The 20,844-nt window shown below is 55.4% G+C and carries 21 protein-coding genes; 3 read left to right on the top strand and 18 right to left on the bottom strand.

The window, feature by feature from the left end; translation table 11 throughout:
* Positions 1-33: 33 nt before the first annotated feature.
* The 9 genes from purF to pdxB all read right to left on the bottom strand — a co-directional run bounded on the left by purF (position 34) and on the right by pdxB (position 9,043).
* Complete coding sequence (gene purF, locus V6E55_RS09615) at positions 34-1,551, bottom strand: amidophosphoribosyltransferase (protein ID WP_114977629.1); 1,518 nt, start codon at positions 1,549-1,551, stop codon at positions 34-36.
* Positions 1,552-1,584: 33 nt separating this feature from the next.
* Positions 1,585-2,073: a colicin V production protein gene (gene cvpA, locus V6E55_RS09610; protein ID WP_000262116.1), complete on the bottom strand. Its 489-nt coding sequence runs from the start codon at positions 2,071-2,073 to the stop codon at positions 1,585-1,587.
* Between the two features lie 165 nt (positions 2,074-2,238).
* Positions 2,239-2,937, bottom strand: a complete 699-nt coding sequence (dedD, locus tag V6E55_RS09605) for a cell division protein DedD (protein ID WP_316942710.1) — start codon at positions 2,935-2,937, stop codon at positions 2,239-2,241.
* Complete coding sequence (folC, locus tag V6E55_RS09600) at positions 2,927-4,195, bottom strand: bifunctional tetrahydrofolate synthase/dihydrofolate synthase (RefSeq protein WP_316942709.1); 1,269 nt, start codon at positions 4,193-4,195, stop codon at positions 2,927-2,929. Before folC ends, dedD begins: the two co-directional genes overlap by 11 nt.
* 70 nt (positions 4,196-4,265) lie before the next feature.
* On the bottom strand, positions 4,266-5,171 hold the full coding sequence (gene accD, locus V6E55_RS09595) for an acetyl-CoA carboxylase, carboxyltransferase subunit beta (protein WP_114977626.1): 906 nt from the start codon (positions 5,169-5,171) through the stop codon (positions 4,266-4,268).
* Between the two features lie 154 nt (positions 5,172-5,325).
* Positions 5,326-5,985, bottom strand: coding sequence for a DedA family protein (locus V6E55_RS09590; RefSeq protein WP_039263236.1), 660 nt, complete (start codon positions 5,983-5,985; stop codon positions 5,326-5,328).
* A 28-nt stretch (positions 5,986-6,013) separates the two neighbouring features.
* Positions 6,014-6,826, bottom strand: coding sequence for a tRNA pseudouridine(38-40) synthase TruA (truA, locus tag V6E55_RS09585; protein ID WP_028016212.1), 813 nt, complete (start codon positions 6,824-6,826; stop codon positions 6,014-6,016).
* Complete coding sequence (locus V6E55_RS09580; protein WP_114977625.1) at positions 6,826-7,839, bottom strand: aspartate-semialdehyde dehydrogenase; 1,014 nt, start codon at positions 7,837-7,839, stop codon at positions 6,826-6,828. The genes truA and V6E55_RS09580 overlap by 1 nt, the downstream gene beginning before the upstream one ends.
* A 67-nt stretch (positions 7,840-7,906) precedes the next feature.
* Entirely contained in the window at positions 7,907-9,043 is a 1,137-nt protein-coding gene (pdxB, locus tag V6E55_RS09575; RefSeq protein WP_114977624.1) for a 4-phosphoerythronate dehydrogenase PdxB, read from the bottom strand.
* Positions 9,044-9,156: 113 nt separating this feature from the next.
* Between pdxB and flk the strand changes: the two genes are divergently transcribed.
* On the top strand, positions 9,157-10,161 hold the full coding sequence (gene flk / locus V6E55_RS09570) for a flagella biosynthesis regulator Flk (protein ID WP_316942707.1): 1,005 nt from the start codon (positions 9,157-9,159) through the stop codon (positions 10,159-10,161).
* A 42-nt stretch (positions 10,162-10,203) separates the two neighbouring features.
* Here flk and V6E55_RS09565 read toward each other — a convergent pair whose 3' ends face one another.
* Positions 10,204-11,382 carry an MFS transporter gene (locus tag V6E55_RS09565; RefSeq protein ID WP_129995270.1) on the bottom strand — a complete coding sequence of 393 codons (1,179 nt, stop codon included), beginning with the start codon at positions 11,380-11,382 and terminating at the stop codon, positions 10,204-10,206.
* Between the two features lie 208 nt (positions 11,383-11,590).
* Positions 11,591-12,808: a beta-ketoacyl-ACP synthase I gene (fabB, locus tag V6E55_RS09560; RefSeq protein WP_316942706.1), complete on the bottom strand. Its 1,218-nt coding sequence runs from the start codon at positions 12,806-12,808 to the stop codon at positions 11,591-11,593.
* Between the two features lie 158 nt (positions 12,809-12,966).
* Between fabB and mnmC the strand changes: the two genes are divergently transcribed.
* Positions 12,967-14,964 carry a bifunctional tRNA (5-methylaminomethyl-2-thiouridine)(34)-methyltransferase MnmD/FAD-dependent 5-carboxymethylaminomethyl-2-thiouridine(34) oxidoreductase MnmC gene (gene mnmC / locus V6E55_RS09555; protein WP_114977621.1) on the top strand — a complete coding sequence of 666 codons (1,998 nt, stop codon included), beginning with the start codon at positions 12,967-12,969 and terminating at the stop codon, positions 14,962-14,964.
* Between the two features lie 46 nt (positions 14,965-15,010).
* Here the strand turns inward: mnmC and V6E55_RS09550 are convergent, their stop codons facing one another.
* The 6 genes from V6E55_RS09550 to prmB are packed head-to-tail and all read right to left on the bottom strand — an operon-like array spanning position 15,011 to position 19,562.
* Entirely contained in the window at positions 15,011-15,289 is a 279-nt protein-coding gene (locus V6E55_RS09550) for a YfcL family protein (RefSeq protein WP_114977620.1), read from the bottom strand.
* A 13-nt stretch (positions 15,290-15,302) separates the two neighbouring features.
* Entirely contained in the window at positions 15,303-15,848 is a 546-nt protein-coding gene (locus V6E55_RS09545) for an elongation factor P hydroxylase (protein WP_033146101.1), read from the bottom strand.
* Positions 15,848-16,657 (bottom strand): sulfite exporter TauE/SafE family protein, encoded by an 810-nt coding sequence (locus V6E55_RS09540; RefSeq protein ID WP_316942704.1) that lies wholly within the window; start codon positions 16,655-16,657, stop codon positions 15,848-15,850. Before V6E55_RS09540 ends, V6E55_RS09545 begins: the two co-directional genes overlap by 1 nt.
* Entirely contained in the window at positions 16,657-17,481 is an 825-nt protein-coding gene (gene mepA / locus V6E55_RS09535; RefSeq protein ID WP_114977618.1) for a penicillin-insensitive murein endopeptidase, read from the bottom strand. Before mepA ends, V6E55_RS09540 begins: the two co-directional genes overlap by 1 nt.
* Before the next feature lie 2 nt (positions 17,482-17,483).
* Entirely contained in the window at positions 17,484-18,569 is a 1,086-nt protein-coding gene (gene aroC / locus V6E55_RS09530) for a chorismate synthase (RefSeq protein WP_114977617.1), read from the bottom strand.
* A gap of 60 nt (positions 18,570-18,629) precedes the next feature.
* Entirely contained in the window at positions 18,630-19,562 is a 933-nt protein-coding gene (gene prmB / locus V6E55_RS09525; RefSeq protein WP_008502612.1) for a 50S ribosomal protein L3 N(5)-glutamine methyltransferase, read from the bottom strand.
* 145 nt (positions 19,563-19,707) lie between these two features.
* On the opposite strand from prmB, the gene smrB reads away from it, so the two are divergent.
* Positions 19,708-20,259, top strand: coding sequence for an endonuclease SmrB (gene smrB / locus V6E55_RS09520; RefSeq protein ID WP_316942703.1), 552 nt, complete (start codon positions 19,708-19,710; stop codon positions 20,257-20,259).
* Positions 20,260-20,307: 48 nt separating this feature from the next.
* Here the strand turns inward: smrB and sixA are convergent, their stop codons facing one another.
* Positions 20,308-20,793 (bottom strand): phosphohistidine phosphatase SixA, encoded by a 486-nt coding sequence (sixA, locus tag V6E55_RS09515; RefSeq protein ID WP_028016199.1) that lies wholly within the window; start codon positions 20,791-20,793, stop codon positions 20,308-20,310.
* Between the last annotated feature and the right edge of the window lie 51 nt (positions 20,794-20,844).

Below are 20,844 nucleotides of genomic sequence, written 5' to 3'. Positions count from 1 at the left end.
AAGTGAGGGCGAATACCCTCACTTGCAGAGACATCAACCTTCGTTGTGCATCTCTAAACTTTCGAGATCGTTTTGCAGCTGGACGGCTTTCGCATCGTCGTTGCGCAGCGAATCCAGATAGTCGAGGTACTGCTGGTCAACATCTTTGGTCACGTAGACGCCGTTGAACACGGAGCATTCGAACTGCTGAATCTCTGGGTTCTCAGCACGCACTGCGTCGATGAGATCGTTCAGATCCTGGAAAATCAGGCCATCGGCACCAATAATCTGGCGAATCTCGTCCACTTCGCGACCGTGAGCAATCAGCTCGTTAGCGGTTGGCATATCAATACCATACACGTTCGGGAAGCGAATTTCTGGCGCTGCGGAAGCAAGATAGACTTTCTTCGCACCTGCTTCACGCGCCATCTCGATAATCTGCTCTGAAGTCGTGCCACGGACGATGGAGTCATCCACCAGCAGAACGTTTTTGTCGCGGAATTCCGCGCGGTTAGCGTTCAGTTTGCGACGCACGGACTTACGGCGTAACTGCTGGCCTGGCATGATGAAGGTACGGCCAACGTAGCGGTTCTTCACAAAGCCCTGACGGTACGGCTTATCCAGAATGCGGGCGATTTCCAGGGCGATATCGCAGGACGTTTCCGGGATAGGAATAACCACGTCGATGTCGAGGTCATCCCACTCGCGGGCAATTTTCTCACCCAGCTTGGTGCCCATGTTGACGCGCGCGCTGTAAACGGAAATCTTGTCGATGAACGAGTCCGGACGGGCGAAGTAAACGTATTCGAACAGGCACGGGTTGCTGACCGGGTTATCTGCACACTGGCGGGTAAACAGCTGTCCCTTCTCGGTGATATACACGGCTTCACCTGGCGCAACGTCACGCAGGAATTCAAAGCCCAGGGTATCCAGCGCCACGCTCTCAGAGGCAACCATATATTCAGTACGACCATCGCCCAGGTCGCGCTTGCCGAGCACCAGCGGACGAATGCCGTTTGGATCGCGGAAGGCCACCATGCCGTGACCGATAATCATCGCCACACAGGCGTACGCACCACGGATCTGGCGGTTTGTGGCAGCAATGGCAGCAAAGATGTTGTCTGCTTCCAGCGGATAGTGACGGAAGTTATCCAGCTCGCTGGCGAACACATTGAGCAGGATTTCTGAATCAGAGGTGGTGTTAATGTGGCGACGTTTCTCTTCAAACAGCTTTTTACGCAGCTCGTGCGCGTTGGTCAGGTTACCGTTATGGGCAAGGGTAATGCCATACGGTGAGTTGACGTAAAAAGGCTGTGCCTCAGAGGCGCTGGAACTGCCAGCAGTAGGATAACGAACGTGACCGATCCCCATATTACCTTGCAGACGCTGCATATGGCGGGCTTCAAACACATCGTTTACCAGGCCATTCGCCTTACGTAAACGGAAGCAGTTGTTTGCATCAATGGTGATGATACCCGCAGCATCCTGCCCACGGTGCTGAAGCACCGTTAACGCGTCATAAATCGACTGGTTTACCGGCATGAAACCGGCGATACCGACAATACCGCACATTCGTCTTTTCCTCGTTAAGCCACATCTCAGGGTTTATGCCCTGGGCAAAAAACTCGACGAGCTTTGCAGATAGTCAAAGAACCATCTGATGATGAAGCTGAACTCTGGAATGAGCTGCGATTTCTGCCAGTCTTCACTTTTGGAGAACCCGGTAAAGGTATCCAGGAAGAACAGGATCGCGGCTACAATCAGCACGCCTCGTAATGCCCCGAAACAGATCCCGAGCACCCTGTCCGTTCCTGACAGACCGGTTTTCTCGACCAGCTGACCTATCACGTAATTCACGATAGCGCCAACAATCAGCGTCGCGATAAACAGCACCGCGATAGCGATTCCATTTCGGACCAGTTCATCTTCAAAGCCCGTGAACCAGACAGACAGGTAAGTGTAGTAATGACTGGCAACAAAGAAAGCACAACCCCATGTCACCAGCGATAACGCTTCACGAACAAAGCCACGGATCAGGCTAACCAGACAGGAAAAACCAATCACCGCAATGATGGCGTAATCAATCCAGACCATATGTGTCCCACGATTTAACGCCCTGTCATCCAGTTCGGGGCGAATTCTAACAGAAAAAGAAAACGTTTGCGTAGGGATTTCCTTCCCGCGCGTAAATAAAAAAGGCGCTGAAAAAATGTTCAACGCCGTGGCCTATCGCCTCTCTCTTTCAGGAGCAGGTCGTACTTAGTTAGCGCTGTAGCTCATCACTACACCACTCAGACCGGAGATCTGCTTCAGCTCGCCGAGCGAACCTTTCAGTTCGTCTTTAGACGCCTCTGGCCCCACGAGGATACGGGTAATTTTACCCTGCACCGGCGTGGAAGGTGAAGTGTAAACACGATACCCCGCACTGCGCAGTTTCCCCACTACCTCATTGACTTTATCCGCATTTTTCAGCGCACCAAGTTGCACAACGTAAGCTTTGCCCGTTGGGGCTGCAGCCTCTTGCTGAGCCGGTTTCGCAGGCGGAGCTGTCTCTGAAGCAGCGGCCAGCTGTTCTGCTGTTTTATCGCGCTGTGGTTTAGGCTGAGGTTTGTCGACCGGCTTCGGTTTTTCAACAGGTTTAGGCTGCTCTACCGGCACAGGGTCGATCTCATTGTTGCTCGTTGCCGCCAGACGAGACGGGTCGAGCGACGGCGCTGCGGCATCGCCCGCACGGATCTCTTCTGCCGCACCTTCCGGTGGCTGAGCAGGAAGCGCCTGCGTCGCCGCAGGGAGCATATCCGGCTCATCGCGGTCACCCGGTTTAGGGACCAGCGGAATAGCGGCAAACTCATCCTGATAATGCTTTTTCTGCCCGTCGAGCAGACCCGGGAGGATAATCACCCCGAGCGCGACCAGCACAATGGTTCCTGTTAAACGGTTCTGAAACTTACTCGCCACCGGTTCTCCCCGCGTCCATCACTTCCATGACATGTGCTACGGTGTGGAATGAGCCACACACCAGCACGGTATCTTCTGGTTTAGCATCCGCCATCGCGGCATGCCAGGCCTGAGCCACGCTATTGTAGATTGCGCCTTTGCCAAGATGTTCCATCAGTTGCTCAGCTGTTGCGCCACGCGGCCCCTCCAGAGGAGCACAATACCAGCTATCGACCACACTCTCCATGCAGGCCAGCGTCCCGCCGATATCTTTATCATGAAGCATACCGATAACTGCCAGTACGCGCCCGGTTTTTGGTAACGATTTAAGACGTCCGGCAAGATAAGCCGCCGCATGTGGGTTATGGGCCACATCCAGAATGAGACGCGGTGACTCGCTGACGATCTGAAAACGCCCGGGCAGAATCGCGTTCTGTATACCATCGCGGATTGCCTGTTCACTGACCGCGAGACCGCTGGCGCGCAGTGCCGCCAGTGCCGTTGCCGCGTTAGGCTGTGGCACCTGCGGTAACGGCAGGTTATCCAGCGCTCCCTGCGCATCGCTAAAGCGCCAGCCATGGTTCAGCACTTCATATTGCCAGTCAACGTCGCGACGCAGCAGACGCGCGCCCTTCTCGTTTGCCACATCCGCAATGGTATGCGGCATATCCGGCTCGCCGACCACGGCAGGCTTATCTGCCCGGAAAACACCGGCCTTCTCACGGCCAATGCTTTCACGATCCGGCCCCAGCCAGTCGGTATGATCCAGCGCGATACTGGTGATCACCGCCACATCCGCATCCACCATATTGGTGGCATCAAGACGTCCGCCGAGGCCAACCTCAAGGATCACCACATCGAGTTGTGCTTGTTTGAACAGCCACAGCGCCGAAAGCGTACCGAATTCGAAATAGGTTAATGAGATCTCACCGCGCGCGGCTTCAATTTCCGCGAACGAGGCCGTATGTGCCGATTCCGGCAACTCGCTGTTCTGCACGCGAACCCGTTCGGTATAGCGTACCAGGTGTGGAGAGCTGTAAACGCCAACCTTATAACCCGCAGCCATCAGAATGGATTCCAGCGTACGGCAGGTCGTCCCTTTACCGTTGGTGCCCGCGACAGTAAAAACGAAAGGCGCAGGTTTCAGCACATCAAGACGCGCAGCGACCTGGCTTACGCGCTCAAGGCCCATATCAATGGTTTTACTGTGCAGGTTTTCCAGATAAGAAAGCCACGCGGCCAGGGGCGACGTGGCTTGGGGAATGCTTTTATTTTCCATGGTGCCCGGTTGTCATTAACAGTTTAGAAAGCAAAAGGGCAGCGCCAACCGGCCCTGCCCTTTTCAGTTATCAGGCCTCGGGTTCCTGATCCGGTACCACCACGCCTTCGCGCGGCTCATCCGGGTTTGGCGCTGGCAGGTTCATCAGCTTCGCCAGAATGCTCGCCAGCTTCAGGCGCATTTCCGGACGGCGGACGATCATGTCGATGGCGCCTTTCTCAATGAGGAACTCACTGCGCTGGAAGCCCGGCGGCAGTTTTTCACGCACGGTCTGCTCGATAACGCGAGGACCCGCAAAGCCGATCAGCGCTTTTGGCTCAGCGATGTTCAGATCGCCCAGCATCGCGAAGCTTGCGGAGACGCCACCCATGGTTGGGTCGGTCAGCACAGAGATGTAAGGCAGACCACGCTCCTGCATTTTTGCCAGTGCAGCAGAGGTTTTCGCCATCTGCATCAGAGACATCAACGCTTCCTGCATACGCGCACCGCCAGAGGCAGAGAAGCAGATCAGCGGGCAGTTGTCTTCAAGCGCCTGCTCAACGGCACGCACAAAACGCGCACCCACCACAGAGCCCATTGAGCCGCCCATAAAGGAGAACTCAAACGCAGCGGCAACAACCGGCATCTCATGCAGGGTGCCTTTCATGACGATCAGCGCGTCTTTCTCGCTGGTCTCTTTCTGTGCAGAGGCCAGACGATCTTTGTATTTTTTGGAATCGCGGAACTTCAGCACGTCTTTTGGCTCAAGCTCGCTACCCAGTTCTACCAGAGAACCTTCGTCCAGCAGGCTATGCAGGCGGTTGCGCGCCGACATACGCATGTGGTGGTCACACTTCGGACACACCTCTAGGTTGCGTTCCAGCTCTGCGCGATACAGAACCTGGCCGCAGCTATCACACTTCGTCCATACCCCTTCAGGAATGCTCGCTTTGCGCGTTGGGGTAATGTTGCTTTTAATTCGTTCAATCCAGCTCATTGATAACCTTTCTGCCTGAACCTGGTCGTATGCCAGTTTTGCTATAAGAGGCGAATAATGCCATTTTTGCCTCCAACAGACCATGAATGTTGCACATTAAAACATAACAGCCCGAAACTTTGGATAAAAAAGTGGTCGAACCGCCAGTGTGCATTTACTTCGCTTGTTTTGCTGCCGCCCGTTTGTGACGAATAATTTCAATCACGCCAGGCAGTACAGAAAGCACAATAATCGCTACAATCAGTAACTTAAGGTTTTCCTGCACCACCGGAAGATCGCCAAACAGGTAGCCTGCATAGGTAAACAGCAGTACCCACAGCAGCGCGCCAACCACGTTGTATGCCGCAAAGTGACGATAGGACATATGTCCCATTCCCGCCACAAACGGTGCAAATGTACGCACAATAGGCACAAAGCGCGCAAGGATAATGGTTTTTCCGCCATGGCGCTCATAAAACGCATGGGTCTTGTCTAAATAACTACGACGGAAAATTTTCGAGTCTGGGTTACTGAAAAGCCGCTCACCAAATACTCGTCCAATCGTATAGTTGACCGCATCACCCACAATGGCGGCAATCACCATCAGTACAACCATCAGATGCACATTCAAATCATTGGTCGGTAATGCTGATAACGCCCCGGCGACGAACAACAGCGAATCCCCAGGTAAAAACGGGGTAACGACCAGACCGGTTTCACAGAACAGAATGAGGAACAGAATAGCGTAAACCCAGACGCCATACTGTGCGACAAGCTCCGCCAGGTGAACATCAATATGCAGGATGAAATCAATTAAAAAACGAATTACGTCCATATTGTTTAAGCCCTAATTGCACCTTTGTTTAGTCCGCCAAAAATAGCGGACCCATTGGCGGTTTCGGCAGGTCAAACCGATCCGGGTAGTCTACCGAGACCAGATACAGCCCTTCCGCTTTCGCCGTTGCTGCCGCAAGCGTTCTGTCCTTCGCTGCAAGCAGTTCTGCAATCCAGCTCTCCGGCTGGTGTCCGGCGCCTACTTCCATCAGGCTGCCCACAATATTCCGCACCATATGATGTACAAAGGCATTGGCTTTGATATCCACCACCACATACGCGCCAAAACGGCTGACGTTTATGTGCATGACATTACGCCACGGCGTGCGGGACTGACACTGCACCGCACGAAACGAGGTAAAGTCATTTTCACCAATCAGACACTGCGCCGCACGATGCATACGTTCTGCATCAAGCGGTTCATAAAAATGCGTCACGCCCTGGCTTAACACCGCCGGACGCAGACGCTGATTGTAGATGACATAACGGTAGCGACGCGCCGTGGCGCTAAAACGCGCGTGAAAATCATCCGGCACAGCTTTCACCCAACGAACGGCAATGTCACCAGGTAAATTCGCATTTACACCCAGCGTCCAGGCGGCATCTTTACGCACGGCAGTGGTTTCAAAGTGAACCACCTGCCCCGTGCCATGAACACCCGCGTCCGTACGTCCTGCACACAGGACGTTAATGGGTTCATTTGCCACCTGAGAGAGCGCTTTTTCCAGTTTTTCCTGGACGCTACGCACCTCATTTTGACGCTGCCAGCCATAATATTTACTGCCATCGTACTCAATGCCGAGGGCAATTTTATGAACTGGCTTTTGATCCACGTCTGACATCAGTACAGGTACTCCTGTACCAGTTTCTCAGCGATTTTAACCGCCATCAGCGCACCGCCAAAGCGAACGTTATCAGCAACTGACCAGAACTGAACCTGCTCCGGCATACCGTAATCGTTACGCACACAGCCAACGGAAAGATGTGCGCTACCGGTTGCGTCGCCCACCTGCGTCGGGAACTCGCTCTCTTCGGAAAGCACAATGTCTTCCCCACGACCAAACGCATCGCGCGCTTCTTCTGCTGCCAGCGGACGCAGCGCTTCAAAACCTACCATCTGCGCGTGACCGTAGAAGACCGGGGACTGCACAACGTTCGCGGAGATCATCAGGCCATCGTCCTGCAGAATTTTACGGACTTCATCGACGATCCGGCGCTCTTCGCGCACGGAACCTTCGCGATCCGGCAGCAATGGCAGCATGTTGAACGCCAGCTGACGACCAAAGAAATCGTCTTCGTCAATCGGGATACCGTTCAACAGCTTCGCGCTCTGACCGGCCAGCGCATCGACGGCTTTTTTGCCATTGGCAGAAACCGAGAGCAGGCTGGTCACCGTAATACGCGACAGGCCACCATCGTCGATCAGCGGTTTCAGGGCGGTCAGCAACTGGCTGGTCAGGCTGTTTGGTACCGCGATGATATTGCGGTTACGGTAATCAGCCAGCACAAACGGGTTCACGTCCGGCACCACCAGCGGCACGTCTGGCTCCATAGAGAAAAGACCGCTCAGGTCGATCACCAGACAGCCCGCGTTAGTCGCCTCTTCAATGTATGCGGCTGTGGCTTCAGCGCCAGCGGCGAAAAATGCCAGTTGCGCCTGCGTCCAGTCGAACGCTGCCGCATCCTGAACCATCACGGATTTACTGTTGAAACGCAGATGCTCACCCGCGCTATCGGTACGCGCCAGCGCATAGATATCGCCCACCGGGAACTGACGCTCAGCAAGGGTTTCGAGCAGGGCTTCGCCCACGGCACCCGTGGCACCTAAAATGGCAATGTTCCAGCCTTCAGACATGGTGGTTTACTCCAGAAATAAAAAAGCGTCCCTGTCGGAGTATCCGACAGGGAGCATTAAGAAGACATTAATGCGCCGGGTGATGTACGGCGTTAAAACCCAGTTTATGCAGCAGCGTTGCAGCCTTTGCGTCATCGCAAATCACATACAGAGAGGACCACTCGCGGCGCTCTACATAGTTTTTGCGCAGCTTGTCAAACTCTCCCGGGATCCCCGCCACCTTACGCAGTAGCGCATCATCGCGGCGCACATCATACACCAAATGCACCAGCCTTTTCAGCGTTGCCTGATCGAGCGGACCATGCAGAGTAATGCGACCAAATTCTGGTGCAGGCAGTAAGGTATCCAGCGCGACCTGCTGCGGATGTCCAATAAAAGCACTGTAGGCTTCGAAGACCTGAGTCGTGCCGCGCGCTTTCCCCTCGAGGGTGTAACCGGCGATATGCGCAGTACCCACGTCCACCTTGCTAAGCAGCTCAACGTTGAGATCCGGTTCTGGCTCCCAGACGTCCAGCACCACGCTGAGGTCTTGTCCATCATTCAGACATGTCAGCAGCGCGGCATTATCCACCACCGGACCGCGGCAGGCATTTATCAGAATAGTGCCAGGCTTCAGACGACGGATCAGGGTTTCGTCGGCAAGATGCAGCGACTTATACGGCCCTTCTTTAAACAGCGGCGTGTGGAAAGTGATCACATCGCACTGTTCAACCAGTTCATCCAGCGGGCGGAAATCCCCTTCCTCACCGTTGTCTTTGCGCGGAGGGTCGCACAGCAGAGTACGAATACCCAACGCTTCCAGACGTTTTTGCAGACGTCCACCCACATTACCCACACCGACAATCCCTACGGTACGATCCTGCAGCGCAAAACCATCACGCTCAGCAAGCATCAGCAGGGAGGAAAAAACGTATTCCACTACAGCAATGGCGTTACAGCCCGGCGCGGCGGAAAAACCGATCCCCGCCTGCTTAAGCCATTTGTCATCCACATGATCGGTCCCTGCCGTTGCGGTCCCGACGAACTTAATCGCTTTACCGGCGAGCAACGCCTCATTTACTTTGGTCACCGAGCGCACCATCAGTGCATCTGCATCATCCAGTTCGTTAACCGGGATTGGACGACCAGGGACAGCCTTAACGTTACCCAGGCGGCTAAACAGCTCACGGGCATAAGGCATATTTTCATCAACGAGGATTTTCACGTCTGAGTACCTGTTTGAGAGGAAGAAAACCTGCCAAGTGTGCCATAATCTGGCCGCCAGGCATATACGTATGCCAGGTTTACGCTGAGTTTTGACTTTAAGGATTTTTGACGATGCAGCCCATTTCAGGTACGCCGCCACGCCCCCCGGGTGAAGGCCCTGTCACGCCAAACGTTGCAGGTGAACAACCGCTATCCACGCAACAGCGCACCGTGCTGGAGCGACTTATCACGCGCCTGATTGCGCTGACTTCACAGCAAAATGCGGAAGTCTGGGCAGGGGTAAAGCATGATTTAGGCGTGAGGAACGACGCACCACTGCAGTCGCGTCATTTTCCGGCTGCCGAGCAAAACCTGAACCAGCGTATTAACACTGCACAGCAGAATCACACCACGCGCCAGATTGTCGCTCAGTTGACGGAGCTGCTGGGTCAGGGCAATAACCGCCAGGCGGTGAGTGATTTCATTCGCCAGCAGTATGGTCAAACCGCCCTCGGCCAGCTGACCCCAGACCAGCTAAAAACCGTGCTGACGCTGCTGCAAACCAACCAGTTGTCTATTCCGCAGCCTCAGATACGCCCGGCGACCGAGCGTCCGCTGCTGCCGGCTGAGCACAACACGCTCAAGCAAATGGTGACAAAGCTTGCCGCTGCCACCGGCGAACCGACGAAGCTTATCTGGCAATCCATGCTGGAGTTGTCCGGGGTGAAAGCCGGCGAGCTGATCCCGGCGAAACAGTTTACCCATCTGGTGACCTGGCTACAGGCGCGCCAGACACTCAGCACCCAGAATGCTCCGACCCTGCACACCGTGCAGGCAGCGCTGAAACAACCGCTTGAGCCGCACGAATTCGATGCGATGCGGGATTACGCCCAGCAGAACTGGCAGGCCACACCGCAAACGGTTCTGACCACCGCACAGGTGCAGGATCTGCTCAATCAGATCTTCGTTCGTCGCGCGGAACGGGAAGGTGGCGCCCCAGAGGTAAGAAACATTCAGCCGATCTACAGCCCGCTGTTTGCGCCCGTTGTGGAGACGTTCAGAACGCTGTCTGCCCGTCCGGGACTGTTGTTTATTGCGCTGATGATTGCGCTGGCAATTTTCTGGCTGGTTGCCTGAGGTTTTGCCCGGTGGCGCTGCGCTTACCGGGCCTACAACGGCTCAAGTCCTGCGAAACGCCACCAGCGTCACAATAATCCCAACCACCGCAGAAACCGCTCCGGCCAGGAACACAGACGGATAGCCAAACGAGGTGGCTAACAGCCCCGCCAGCGGCCCGGTGACACCATATGAGATATCCTGAAACGCCGCATAGCCGCCCAATGCTGTACCGCGTACCTGTGGGGCAACACGCTTCACAACTTCAACGCCGAGCGCCGGGAAGATCAGTGAACAACCGCAACCGGTGAGTGCTGCGCCGATCAGTGCAACAGACGCGGCTGGCGCGTTCCACAGCAGCAGCAAGCCAACGGTTTCTATCATCAGCGACGCCACCGCCACTTTCACACCGCCAAAACGATCCGGCATCCAGCCAAACAGCACCCGCATCAGCACAAACGCACCACCAAAGGCAGTGAGGGTAAAGCCCGCCATCGCCCAGCCACGGCTCATGAAATACAGCGAGACGAACGTACCAATCACCGCAAATCCCACGCCCTGCAGTGCCAGGCCAAGACCCGGCTGCCAGATTTGGCCGACCACGCTCCACAAGGAAGGTCGTTCCCCTTTATGCGCAGGCACTTTACGCACCGAGCCGTTAAACGCCCACGCCAGCAGGGGTAAAACCATGGTGGTTGCGGCCAGCGCCGCAAATCCAAACTGGCTATTAATGAGCAGTCCAAGCGGTGCGCCTGCGGCCAGTGCACCATAGATAGCCATGCCGTTCCAGGACATCACCTTGCCGGAGCGTGCAGGCCCCACCAGCCCCATTCCCCAGGTCAGGGTGCCGGTCAGCAGCTGGCTTTCACCAAAGCCAAGGATTAAGCGGCCCACCACCAGCAGCGCAAATTTATATGCTGCGTCGACAGGCAAGAGAGCAGCCAGCAGCCACGCACCACCTGCCAGCCCGCAAGCAAACATCCCCTGCAGTGCGGAACGTTTAGCACCATGTTGATCCGCCAGACGTCCGGCGTAACCTCGGGTTAATACCGTGGCTAAAAACTGAATGCCCACAGCAATGCCAACCATGGTGTTGCCATAGCCCAGTTCCTGATGAACGAACAGCGGGATCACCGGCAGCGGAAGGCCAACGGTCATATAGGTCAGAAATACCGCAAAAGCGATACGGAACAGCGAAACGTTCGCTGAAGGGGTAGTTTCTGTTTGAGTTATTACAGTCATGCTTTACTCCGAAATGAAGAGTAAGGCGGGGAAATGCCACGCCCCCTCTACCTGTTTACCAGGATTAAGGTGCGTTGGTTGACGTTAAACGCTTACGCATTATCGTGAGGATAATGTTGAGGTGTGAAGTCTGCCTGTAAGATCAGCTGGTTGTCAATGCATTAAAAAAGGGAGCCTTATGGCTCCCCTCTTGAATCAAAGATAAAACTTATGCTTTCAGCTTACGCATAACCAGCGTCGCGTTAGTACCGCCGAAACCGAAGCTGTTGGACATCACGGTGGTCAGTGTCGCATCCATTGGTTTGGTCACGATGTTCAGGCCAGCAGCCTGCTCGTCCATCTCTTCGATGTTGATGCTTGGGGCGATAAAGCCATTTTCCAGCATCAGCAGAGAGTAGATCGCTTCCTGCACGCCAGCCGCACCCAGAGAGTGACCGGTCATGGCTTTGGTTGCAGAGATAGCCGGGCGGTTGTCGCCGAAGACTTCACGGATTGCACCCAACTCTTTCACGTCGCCTACCGGAGTAGAGGTACCGTGGGAGTTCAGGTAGTCGATTGGGGTATCAACACCGTGCATCGCCATCTTCATGCAGCGTACCGCGCCTTCGCCAGATGGCGCAACCATGTCAGCGCCGTCAGACGTTGCACCGTAGCCCACGATCTCAGCATAGATGTGCGCGCCACGTGCCAGCGCATGTTCCAGCTCTTCAACCACAACCATACCGCCGCCGCCAGCGATAACGAAACCGTCACGGTGTGCATCATAGGTACGGGATGCTTTATCTGGGGTTTCATTGTACTTGGTGGACAGTGCGCCCATCGCGTCGAATTCACAGGCCATTTCCCAGCCCAGCTCTTCGCCGCCGCCAGCAAATACGATGTCCTGTTTACCCAGTTGGATCTGCTCAACAGCATTACCGATGCAGTGTGCGGACGTCGCACACGCGGAGCTGATGGAGTAGTTCACACCGTGGATTTTGAATGGGGTCGCCAGGCACGCGGAAACCGCAGAACCCATGGCTTTGGTTACCACGTACGGACCTACCGCTTTCAGACCACGCGGGCTGCGCATTGCGTCAGCACCGAAAACCTGCGCTTTTGATGAGCCGCCGGAACCGGCAATCAGACCCACGCGCGGGTTGTTCTGATAAACCTCTTCGCTCAGGCCGGAATCTTTGATCGCTTCCTGCATGGAGAGATAAGCATAAATAGAGGCATCGTTCATGAAACGAACCACTTTGCGGTCAATCAAACCGGTGGTGTCCAGTTTGACATTACCCCATACGTGGCTGCGCATACCTGAATCTTTAAACTCTTCAGAGAAAGTGATCCCGGAGCGTCCTTCACGCAGAGATGCCAGGACTTCCTGCTGGTTATTACCGATGCTGGAGACAATGCCCAGGCCAGTAATCACTGCACGTTTCATTCAATACCTCTGTAAGTCGCACTATAGTAAGTTTCGAGTCGCACAATAGCGTACACTTGTACGCCGAACAAGTCCGATCAGCCATTTTCTGCGGAAATTTGCACCGATGGGCTCACATCGTTAAGATCGTGCCACTGCCTGTCAGACGAGTAACTTACGTGAAACAAAATGCTATACAACCCGCCAACCTCGAATTCAACGCTGAGGGTACACCTGTTTCCCGAGATTTTGATGACGTCTATTTTTCTAATGATAACGGACTGGAAGAAACCCGCTATGTTTTCCTCGACGGAAACCAGCTCAGCATTCGCTTCCCTGTACATCCACGGAATCTGTTCGTGGTCGCGGAAAGCGGCTTCGGTACCGGGCTGAATTTTCTGACCCTCTGGCAGGCGTTCGATCAGTTTCACGCTGCTCACCCTGAGGCTACGCTACAAAGATTACATTTCATCAGTTTCGAAAAATTCCCGCTCACGGCGCATGATCTGCGGCTCGCCCATCAGCACTGGCCGGAACTTGCACCGTGGGCAGAGCAACTTCAGGCACAGTGGCCGCCTCATATCGGTGGCTGTCACCGTTTACTGCTGGACGGCGGAAGAATCACACTGGATCTGTGGCTTGGCGACATCAATGAACTGACCGATAAGCTCGATGATTCGATGAATCAGAAGGTAGATGCATGGTTCCTGGACGGCTTTGCACCTGCCAAAAACCCGGATATGTGGAGTCAGCATCTGTTCACCGCGATGGCGCGGCTGGCCCGCCCTGGCGCAACGCTCGCCACCTTTACCTCGGCAGGGTTTGTCCGCCGGGGGTTGCAGGACGCGGGCTTTACCATGCAGAAGACCAAAGGTTTTGGCCGCAAGCGCGACATGCTGGTCGGCAGGATGGATCAGACGCTGGACATTCCCGCTCAGGCACCCTGGTTTGCACGTCGCGCCAGCGCATCGCGAGAGGTGGCGATAGTCGGCGGAGGGATCGCCAGCGCCCTGCTTTCTCTCGCCCTTCTCCACCGGGGCTGGCAGGTCACACTCTACTGTGCTGACGATGTGCCAGCAAAGGGGGCTTCCGGCAACCGTCAGGGGGCACTCTATCCCCTTTTAAGCGCTCACGACCCGGCACTGAGCCAGTTTTTCCCGGCAGCCTTTATCTTTGCCCGTCATCTGTATGACGCCCTGCCAGTGGCATTCGACCATGACTGGTGCGGCGTGACCCAACTCGGCTGGGATGAAAAGAGCCAGCAAAAAATCACGCAGATGCTGTCGCTGGGTCTGCCTGACGAGATTGCCCGCGCGGTAAGTACGCAAGAGGTGGCAGACACAGCTGGCGTAGACACCGGCTGTGGAGGTATTCAGTATCCGCTCGGCGGCTGGTTGTGCCCGGCAGAACTGACCGCGGCGGTCATTGCCCTGGCGCAATCACACGGGCTGACGGCACATTATGCTCACAAGGTTGAATCGCTGAGCCGCACAGATCACTGGAATCTCCGTTTTGCTGATGGCAAAAAGGCGAGTCATGCCAGCGTTGTGCTGGCAAACGGGCATCACATCAGTCAGTTTGTCCAGACAGAGACGTTGCCGGTTTATCCGGTCGGCGGCCAGGTGAGCCATATCCCGACCGCGCCAGAACTGAGCAAGCTGCGTCAGGTGTTGTGCTATGACGGTTATCTGACGCCAAAAAACCCGTCTAACGGGAATCATTGCATCGGTGCCAGCTACCATCGTGGCGAAACGGATATGCACTACAGCGATGCGGATCAGCAGCAAAACCGCCAGCGACTGATTGACTGTTTCCCGGATGCAGCGTGGGCGAAAGAGGTTGATGTCAGTGAGGGTGAAGCGCGCTGCGGCGTGCGCTGTGCCACCCGCGACCATCTGCCTATGGCGGGGAATGTTCCGGACTACAACGCGACGCTTGAGGCCTATCAGGATCTGGCTGAACGCAAGGAAACGGCGGTGGCCTCACCGGTGTATCCGGAGCTGTTTATGCTGGGCGGGCTAGGTTCTCGCGGGCTGTGTTCTGCACCGCTGCTGGCAGAAGTTTTAGCCGCGCAAATGAGCGACGAGCCGATTCCGCTGGACAGGGTTACGCTTGCAGGGCTCAATCCAAACCGACTGTGGGTGCGGAAACTGCTGAAGGGGAAGAAGGTTAAATAGGGTGTGGTCTGGAGCCCTCTCCCACCGGGAGAGGGCTTAGAAACAATTACTTCGCTTTCGCCTGCTGGAACAAATTGTCCCACATACCCAGCACCAGTGACTGATCGCGAGGAGAGAGTTCTCCTGCCTGAATAGCTTTCTCCAGACTGCGGGTCACTTCATCGTGAATGGCCTCGGCAGTGTGATCGTCCCCGGCCTCCAGCTCCGCAACAGCCAACGTCAGGTGACCACGCAGATAACCGCTGGCGAACAGCTCATCATCACTGGCGTGTTCCACCATGTCATCAATTAACGCCAGAATGCGTGATTCAAATTCTGCGATCATCTTCTTTCCTCAGTTAAAGATCTTCCGGCCAGGGGAAGCATTCCGCCGTGATCACCGGCGTGTGGTAATAATTCTGTAAAGCCTCGATCAGGCGCGCCGGACGTTCCGGAATGCCTTTCTCAAGATATTCCATCACCTGCGCATGAACGCGGCGCTGGAACACGATACGGTCTGGCTCGAAGTCGCCTTCGAGGTTGTCACAGCTCACGTTGAACGGGAAACCCGCCGCGACGCAGAATAACCATTCCAGCGCCTGCGGTTTGACTTCCACATCTTCAAACTGCCCCTGCGTCGCCGCGTCACGTCCGTCCGGGCAGTACCAGTAGCCGAAGTCCACCAGCTCGCGACGCGCTTTTCCGGCGATGCACCAGTGCGAAATCTCGTGCAATCCGCTGGCGTAAAAACCGTGAGCAAAAACGATGCGGTTATACGGCACTTCAGCATCAGCGGGAAGATAGATCGGTTCGTCGTCGCCTTTAATCAGACGGGTATTAAAATCGTCAGCAAAACAGCCGTCAAAAATCTCAATCAGCTGTTCGTATTTATGCGTACTGTTCATTAGTGCATCCCCAACCAGGTGAGGATCTCCTGTCCATGGCTGTCATAAAGAAGTTTGGCGCTCATTACCGCCGAGACGATAACAATCATTGGGCGGATAAGTTTTTGTCCTTTGCTTAACACCAGACGCGAGCCTGCACGCGCGCCCATGAACTGCCCCGCCATCATCACAAACCCGGTTGCCCAGATAACCTTGCCGCCGATGATAAACAGCAACAGGCCACCGAGGTTTGAGGTTGCGTTGAGCACTTTGGCATGGGCGGTTGATTTGGCAAGGTTAAAGCCGGCCAGCGTCACGAACGCCAGCGCATAAAATGAACCGGCCCCCGGGCCGAAGAAACCGTCGTAAAAACCCACACAGCCACCGGCAATCAGAGCAAATGGCAGACCGTACAGACGACGCTGGCGATCTTCTTCACCGAGTTTTGGCATCAGCAAGAAGTAAAGCCCGATGCAGATGACCAGAATCGGCAGGATCTGGCGCAAAATGTCGGACTGCACGTGCTGGACCAGCAGCGCGCCCGACGTCGAGCCAATAAAGGTCATCAGGATATTGAGCTTCTGATCGGCAAGGCTCACCACCTTACGGCGGATAAAATAGAGCGATGCCGAGAGTGAACCGCCGCAAGCCTGCAGCTTATTCGTGGCCAGAGCCTGCGCCGGGCTCATGCCCGCCGCCAGTAGCGCGGGTACGGTTAACAGCCCACCGCCGCCCGCAAGAGCATCGATAAAACCGGCCAGCATGGCCACAAAGAACAGCACCACCAGCAGCAGCGGCGACACCATAAACAGATCGACGAAATTATCCATTAAAGTACATGCTCATCCAGTAGCGCCTGGCAGGAAGGCGGCAACGGAGGCGGTGTCTTCTTCTCAGGCTTAGAGGTTCCAGGTTTGGCTGGCTCAAACCAGCTTTGCAGTTCATATCCGCAGCCATCGCCCGACGGCGGTAGCGGCTGATCTTCACATTCCAGGCTGTTCGCCGGGCAACGCAGACGCACGTGCATGTGAGCACGGTGCTGGAACCACGGGCGGACTTTGCGCAGCCAGTCACGATCGGTTCCGGCATCCAGGCAGAGCTGCTGTTTGATAGCCGGGTTGACGAAAATCCGCGTGACGTCGTTATCTTTTGCCGCCAGCTTGATCAAACTGAAGACATCCTGCGACCACAGCGAAGGCACAACGTTTTTACCGTCGCTTGCCACCAGATCCAGCGCCTGCGGTTTTAACAGTTGGGAAGACGTCCAGCGCGCTTTCGGCAGTTGCAGGAAGATATCGACATCCAGTCCGGTCTGGTGACTGGCGTGCCCACTGTTAAAACGACCACCAGCAGGCATCCCCATATCGCCAATCAACATCGTGCCCAACCCCAGGTTATGCACCTGGTTCCCCAGACGCTGGATGAACAACACCAGATCCGGGTGGCCGAAATAACGACGCTGATCGGTACGCATCACCTGGTAGGTATCGGACTGCAGCGGAAGCTCCTGGGCACCGACGATACAGCCGTTCGAAAAGGCGCCAATGGACTGCGCGCTCCCCGACACCGGGTGGGTGATTTTTTGCCATGGCGTCGCAGCCTGACTGGCTCCACTGGCAAGCAGCGCCAGCAGAGCAATTGCGGTTTTTTTCATGTTTACCAGCGTGGAATGGTGGTCGTCACATCCGCATTCTGCGCGCGCTGGCGCAGGAAGTGATCCATCAGTACGATCGCCAGCATCGCCTCGGCGATCGGCACCGCGCGGATCCCCACGCACGGATCGTGACGTCCTTTGGTGATCATCTCAACTTCTTCGCCATCGCGGTTAATCGTGTGGCCCGGCACCGTGATACTGGAGGTCGGCTTCAGTGCGATGTTGGCAACAATCTGCTGCCCGCTGCTGATCCCGCCGAGAATGCCACCCGCATGGTTGCTCTGGAAACCGGCTTTAGTGATTTCGTCGCGGTTCTGGCTGCCACGAAGCTGAACCACGTCAAAACCGTCGCCAATCTCTACGCCCTTCACCGCGTTAATGCTCATCAGCGCGTGGGCGATATCGGCGTCGAGACGGTCAAATACCGGCTCGCCCCAGCCCGGCGGCACGCCGTCCGCCACCACGGTGACTTTTGCACCAATGGAGTCGCCCTCTTTTTTCAGGCCGCGCATCAGTTCGTCCAGCGCCTCCAGCTTATCGACATCAGCACAGAAGAACGGGTTCTGTTCAACCTGCTCCCAGTCTTTGATTGCCAGCGGAATGTCGCCCATCTGTGTCAGACAGCCACGGATCACGATGCCAAACTTCTGCTGCAGGTATTTCTTGGCAATCGCCCCTGCGGCCACGCGCATCGCGGTTTCACGCGCGGAAGAACGTCCACCGCCGCGATAGTCACGGAAGCCGTACTTTTGCTCGTAGGTGTAGTCAGCATGGCCTGGACGGAACACGTCCTTGATAGCACCGTAGTCCTGAGAACGCTGATCGGTGTTTTCGATCAGCAGACCGATGCTGGTCCCGGTGGTGCGGCCTTCAAAGACGCCGGAGAGAATTTTAACCTGGTCCGGCTCGCGACGCTGCGTGGTGTAGCGAGAGGTGCCCGGACGACGACGGTCAAGATCGTGCTGTAAATCGGCTTCGGTCAGTTCGATGCCTGGCGGGACGCCATCAACGATACAACCCAATGCCAGCCCGTGTGATTCACCAAAAGTGGTCACACGGAATAACTGTCCAATACTGTTTCCTGCCATCACGGCTCCGATGTTGTTGTTTGTGTTTGAGCATTGTGAAACGGGCCGAAGCCCGCTGGATTAATCTTTATAGATACTGAAGTGTTCACGCGCGTCGAGCAGTTGCGCTTTGGTCAGCATAAAGACGCCGTCACCGCCGTTGTCGAACTCAAGCCAGGTGAACGGCACATCCGGGTACTGCTCTATCAGATGTACCATGCTGTTGCCTACTTCACAAATCAGAACACCGTCGTCGGTCAGATAATCCGGCGCGCAGGCCAGGATGCGACGCGTCAGTTTCAGGCCGTCAGAACCCGAAGCCAGACCCAGTTCCGGCTCGTGGCGATATTCGTTCGGCAGATCGGACATGTCTTCCGCATCAACATACGGCGGGTTAGTAACGATCAGATCGTATTGTAGCGTTGGCAGATCACGGAACAGATCTGAGCGGATTGGCGTAACGTGGTGAATCAAACCATGTTCTTCAATGTTGTGCTCGGTCACAGCCAGCGCGTCGGTGGAAATATCCACTGCGTCCACTTCCGCTTCCGGGAAAGCATACGCGCAGGCGATTGCGATACAGCCGCTACCGGTACACATATCCAGAATGTGTTGTGGCTGATGGCCGATCAGACCTTCAAAGTGGTTATTGATCAGCTCACCAATTGGCGAGCGCGGCACCAGCACGCGTTCATCGACATAGAACTCGTGGCCGCAGAACCAGGCTTTGTTGGTCAGGTAGGCGACCGGAATACGCTCGTTCACGCGGCGGATCACACGTTCAACAATGCGGTGTTTTTCGCTGGAGGTCAGGCGCGCAGTGCGCATATCTTCAGGAATATCCAGCGGCAGATAGAGAGAGGGCAGCACCAGCTGAACAGCCTCATCCCACGGGTTATCGGTACCGTGACCGTACCAGATATTGGCGGCGCTGAAGCGGCTAACCGACCAGCGCAACATGTCCTGTATGGTATGCAGCTCGTTTACTGCTTCATCGACAAAAATTTTATCCACTCTTTCCTCCAGGGCATGCTCGCATAATTTTCGGCGGCTAGTTTGCCATGAAGACGGCGATAAATCAGCAATGACGCGTGCCGCTTGAGGTTAAAAAATGCGTTTAGTCGGGTACACTATCGGAAATACGAGATGAGAATGACAAATGAAAAAGAGAACATCGCTCAGCGAGGAGGATCAAGCACTCTTCCGACAGCTAATGACCGGGACGCGTAAAATCGCGCAGGACACCATTGTCCATCGCCCGCAACGTAAAAAAATCAGCGAAGTACCGGTCAAACGGCTGCTGCAGGAGCAGGCCGATAACAGCCACTATTTTTCAGATGAATTTCAGCCACTGCTCAATACGCAAGGGGCGGCGAAGTATGTGCGTGAAGACGTCAGCCATTTTGAGCTAAAAAAATTACGCCGTGGGGATTATTCACCTGAGCTGTTTCTTGATCTGCATGGTTTGACGCAGATGCAGGCAAAGCAGGAACTGGGAGCCTTAATCGCGGCCTGTCGCCGTGAACATGTTTTTTGCGCCTGCGTTATGCACGGCCACGGCAAACATATTCTTAAGCAACAAACACCCCTGTGGCTTGCTCAACATCCACACGTGATGGCTTTTCATCAGGCACCCAAAGAGTACGGCGGAGATGCCGCATTGCTGGTGTTGATTGAAGTAGAAGAGTGGCAGCCGCCAGAATTGCCCTGACAGAACAGCGGGAAGCATACTCTGCTCCCCGCTATAGCACACGTCACATCAGATAGCTTTTGCCATCTTCAGGTTGCACGGACTCATCTGCCAGTTGAAGGTGCCTCTGCCCGTTTCGTCGAGAGTGACATTGGCAATGGCGGATGTCGTGAACATCGGCGGGGTCTCGCCCGGGCAAAGCTCAGATACCAGATAGCCAACCAGTGGCAGGTGGGAAATGACCAGCGCGGAAGCGACACCTTCATTGTACAGCGCCTGAAGATAAGCGCTGACAAGGCCTACATCGCCACACGGGGTGAGTTCAGGGAGAACATCCACACTGGCAGGCAGGTTCATACACTCCCCTACCACGTCCAGCGTCTGTTCTGCACGCAGGAATGGACTCACCAGAACGCGTTCGATGTCCACTTTTTGACCTTTAAGCCAGGTCGCCATCAGACGAGATTCGTCGCAGCCACAGACAGTCAAAGGACGTACTGAGTCACTGGCGGCATCGAGTGCCGCGTCGCCGTGACGCATGATAAAAACTTGCATATTGCACCGCTTTTGTTAACCAGAATCACCGGCGTTAACTACCCGCGATAA

It is taken from the genome of Enterobacter sp. 342, assembly GCF_036663495.1.
Classification (GTDB): Bacteria; Pseudomonadota; Gammaproteobacteria; order Enterobacterales; family Enterobacteriaceae; genus Enterobacter.
The sequence above is the reverse complement of the archived record's forward strand: the minus strand, read 5'-3'. Positions and strand labels throughout refer to the sequence as shown.

Bases quoted from the DNA above. Each gene is read 5' to 3' on its own strand.
- purF (WP_114977629.1), bottom strand. From the start codon at position 1,551: ATGTGCGGTATTGTCGGTATCGCCGGTTTCATGCCGGTAAACCAGTCG.
- cvpA (WP_000262116.1), bottom strand. From the start codon at position 2,073: ATGGTCTGGATTGATTACGCCATCATTGCGGTGATTGGTTTTTCCTGT.
- folC (WP_316942709.1), bottom strand. From the start codon at position 4,195: ATGGAAAATAAAAGCATTCCCCAAGCCACGTCGCCCCTGGCCGCGTGG.
- accD (WP_114977626.1), bottom strand. From the start codon at position 5,171: ATGAGCTGGATTGAACGAATTAAAAGCAACATTACCCCAACGCGCAAA.
- V6E55_RS09590 (WP_039263236.1), bottom strand. From the start codon at position 5,985: ATGGACGTAATTCGTTTTTTAATTGATTTCATCCTGCATATTGATGTT.
- truA (WP_028016212.1), bottom strand. From the start codon at position 6,826: ATGTCAGACGTGGATCAAAAGCCAGTTCATAAAATTGCCCTCGGCATT.
- V6E55_RS09580 (WP_114977625.1), bottom strand. From the start codon at position 7,839: ATGTCTGAAGGCTGGAACATTGCCATTTTAGGTGCCACGGGTGCCGTG.
- flk (WP_316942707.1), top strand. From the start codon at position 9,157: ATGCAGCCCATTTCAGGTACGCCGCCACGCCCCCCGGGTGAAGGCCCT.
- V6E55_RS09565 (WP_129995270.1), bottom strand. From the start codon at position 11,382: ATGACTGTAATAACTCAAACAGAAACTACCCCTTCAGCGAACGTTTCG.
- fabB (WP_316942706.1), bottom strand. From the start codon at position 12,808: ATGAAACGTGCAGTGATTACTGGCCTGGGCATTGTCTCCAGCATCGGT.
- V6E55_RS09550 (WP_114977620.1), bottom strand. From the start codon at position 15,289: ATGATCGCAGAATTTGAATCACGCATTCTGGCGTTAATTGATGACATG.
- V6E55_RS09545 (WP_033146101.1), bottom strand. From the start codon at position 15,848: ATGAACAGTACGCATAAATACGAACAGCTGATTGAGATTTTTGACGGC.
- V6E55_RS09540 (WP_316942704.1), bottom strand. From the start codon at position 16,657: ATGGATAATTTCGTCGATCTGTTTATGGTGTCGCCGCTGCTGCTGGTG.
- mepA (WP_114977618.1), bottom strand. From the start codon at position 17,481: ATGAAAAAAACCGCAATTGCTCTGCTGGCGCTGCTTGCCAGTGGAGCC.
- aroC (WP_114977617.1), bottom strand. From the start codon at position 18,569: ATGGCAGGAAACAGTATTGGACAGTTATTCCGTGTGACCACTTTTGGT.
- smrB (WP_316942703.1), top strand. From the start codon at position 19,708: ATGAAAAAGAGAACATCGCTCAGCGAGGAGGATCAAGCACTCTTCCGA.
- sixA (WP_028016199.1), bottom strand. From the start codon at position 20,793: ATGCAAGTTTTTATCATGCGTCACGGCGACGCGGCACTCGATGCCGCC.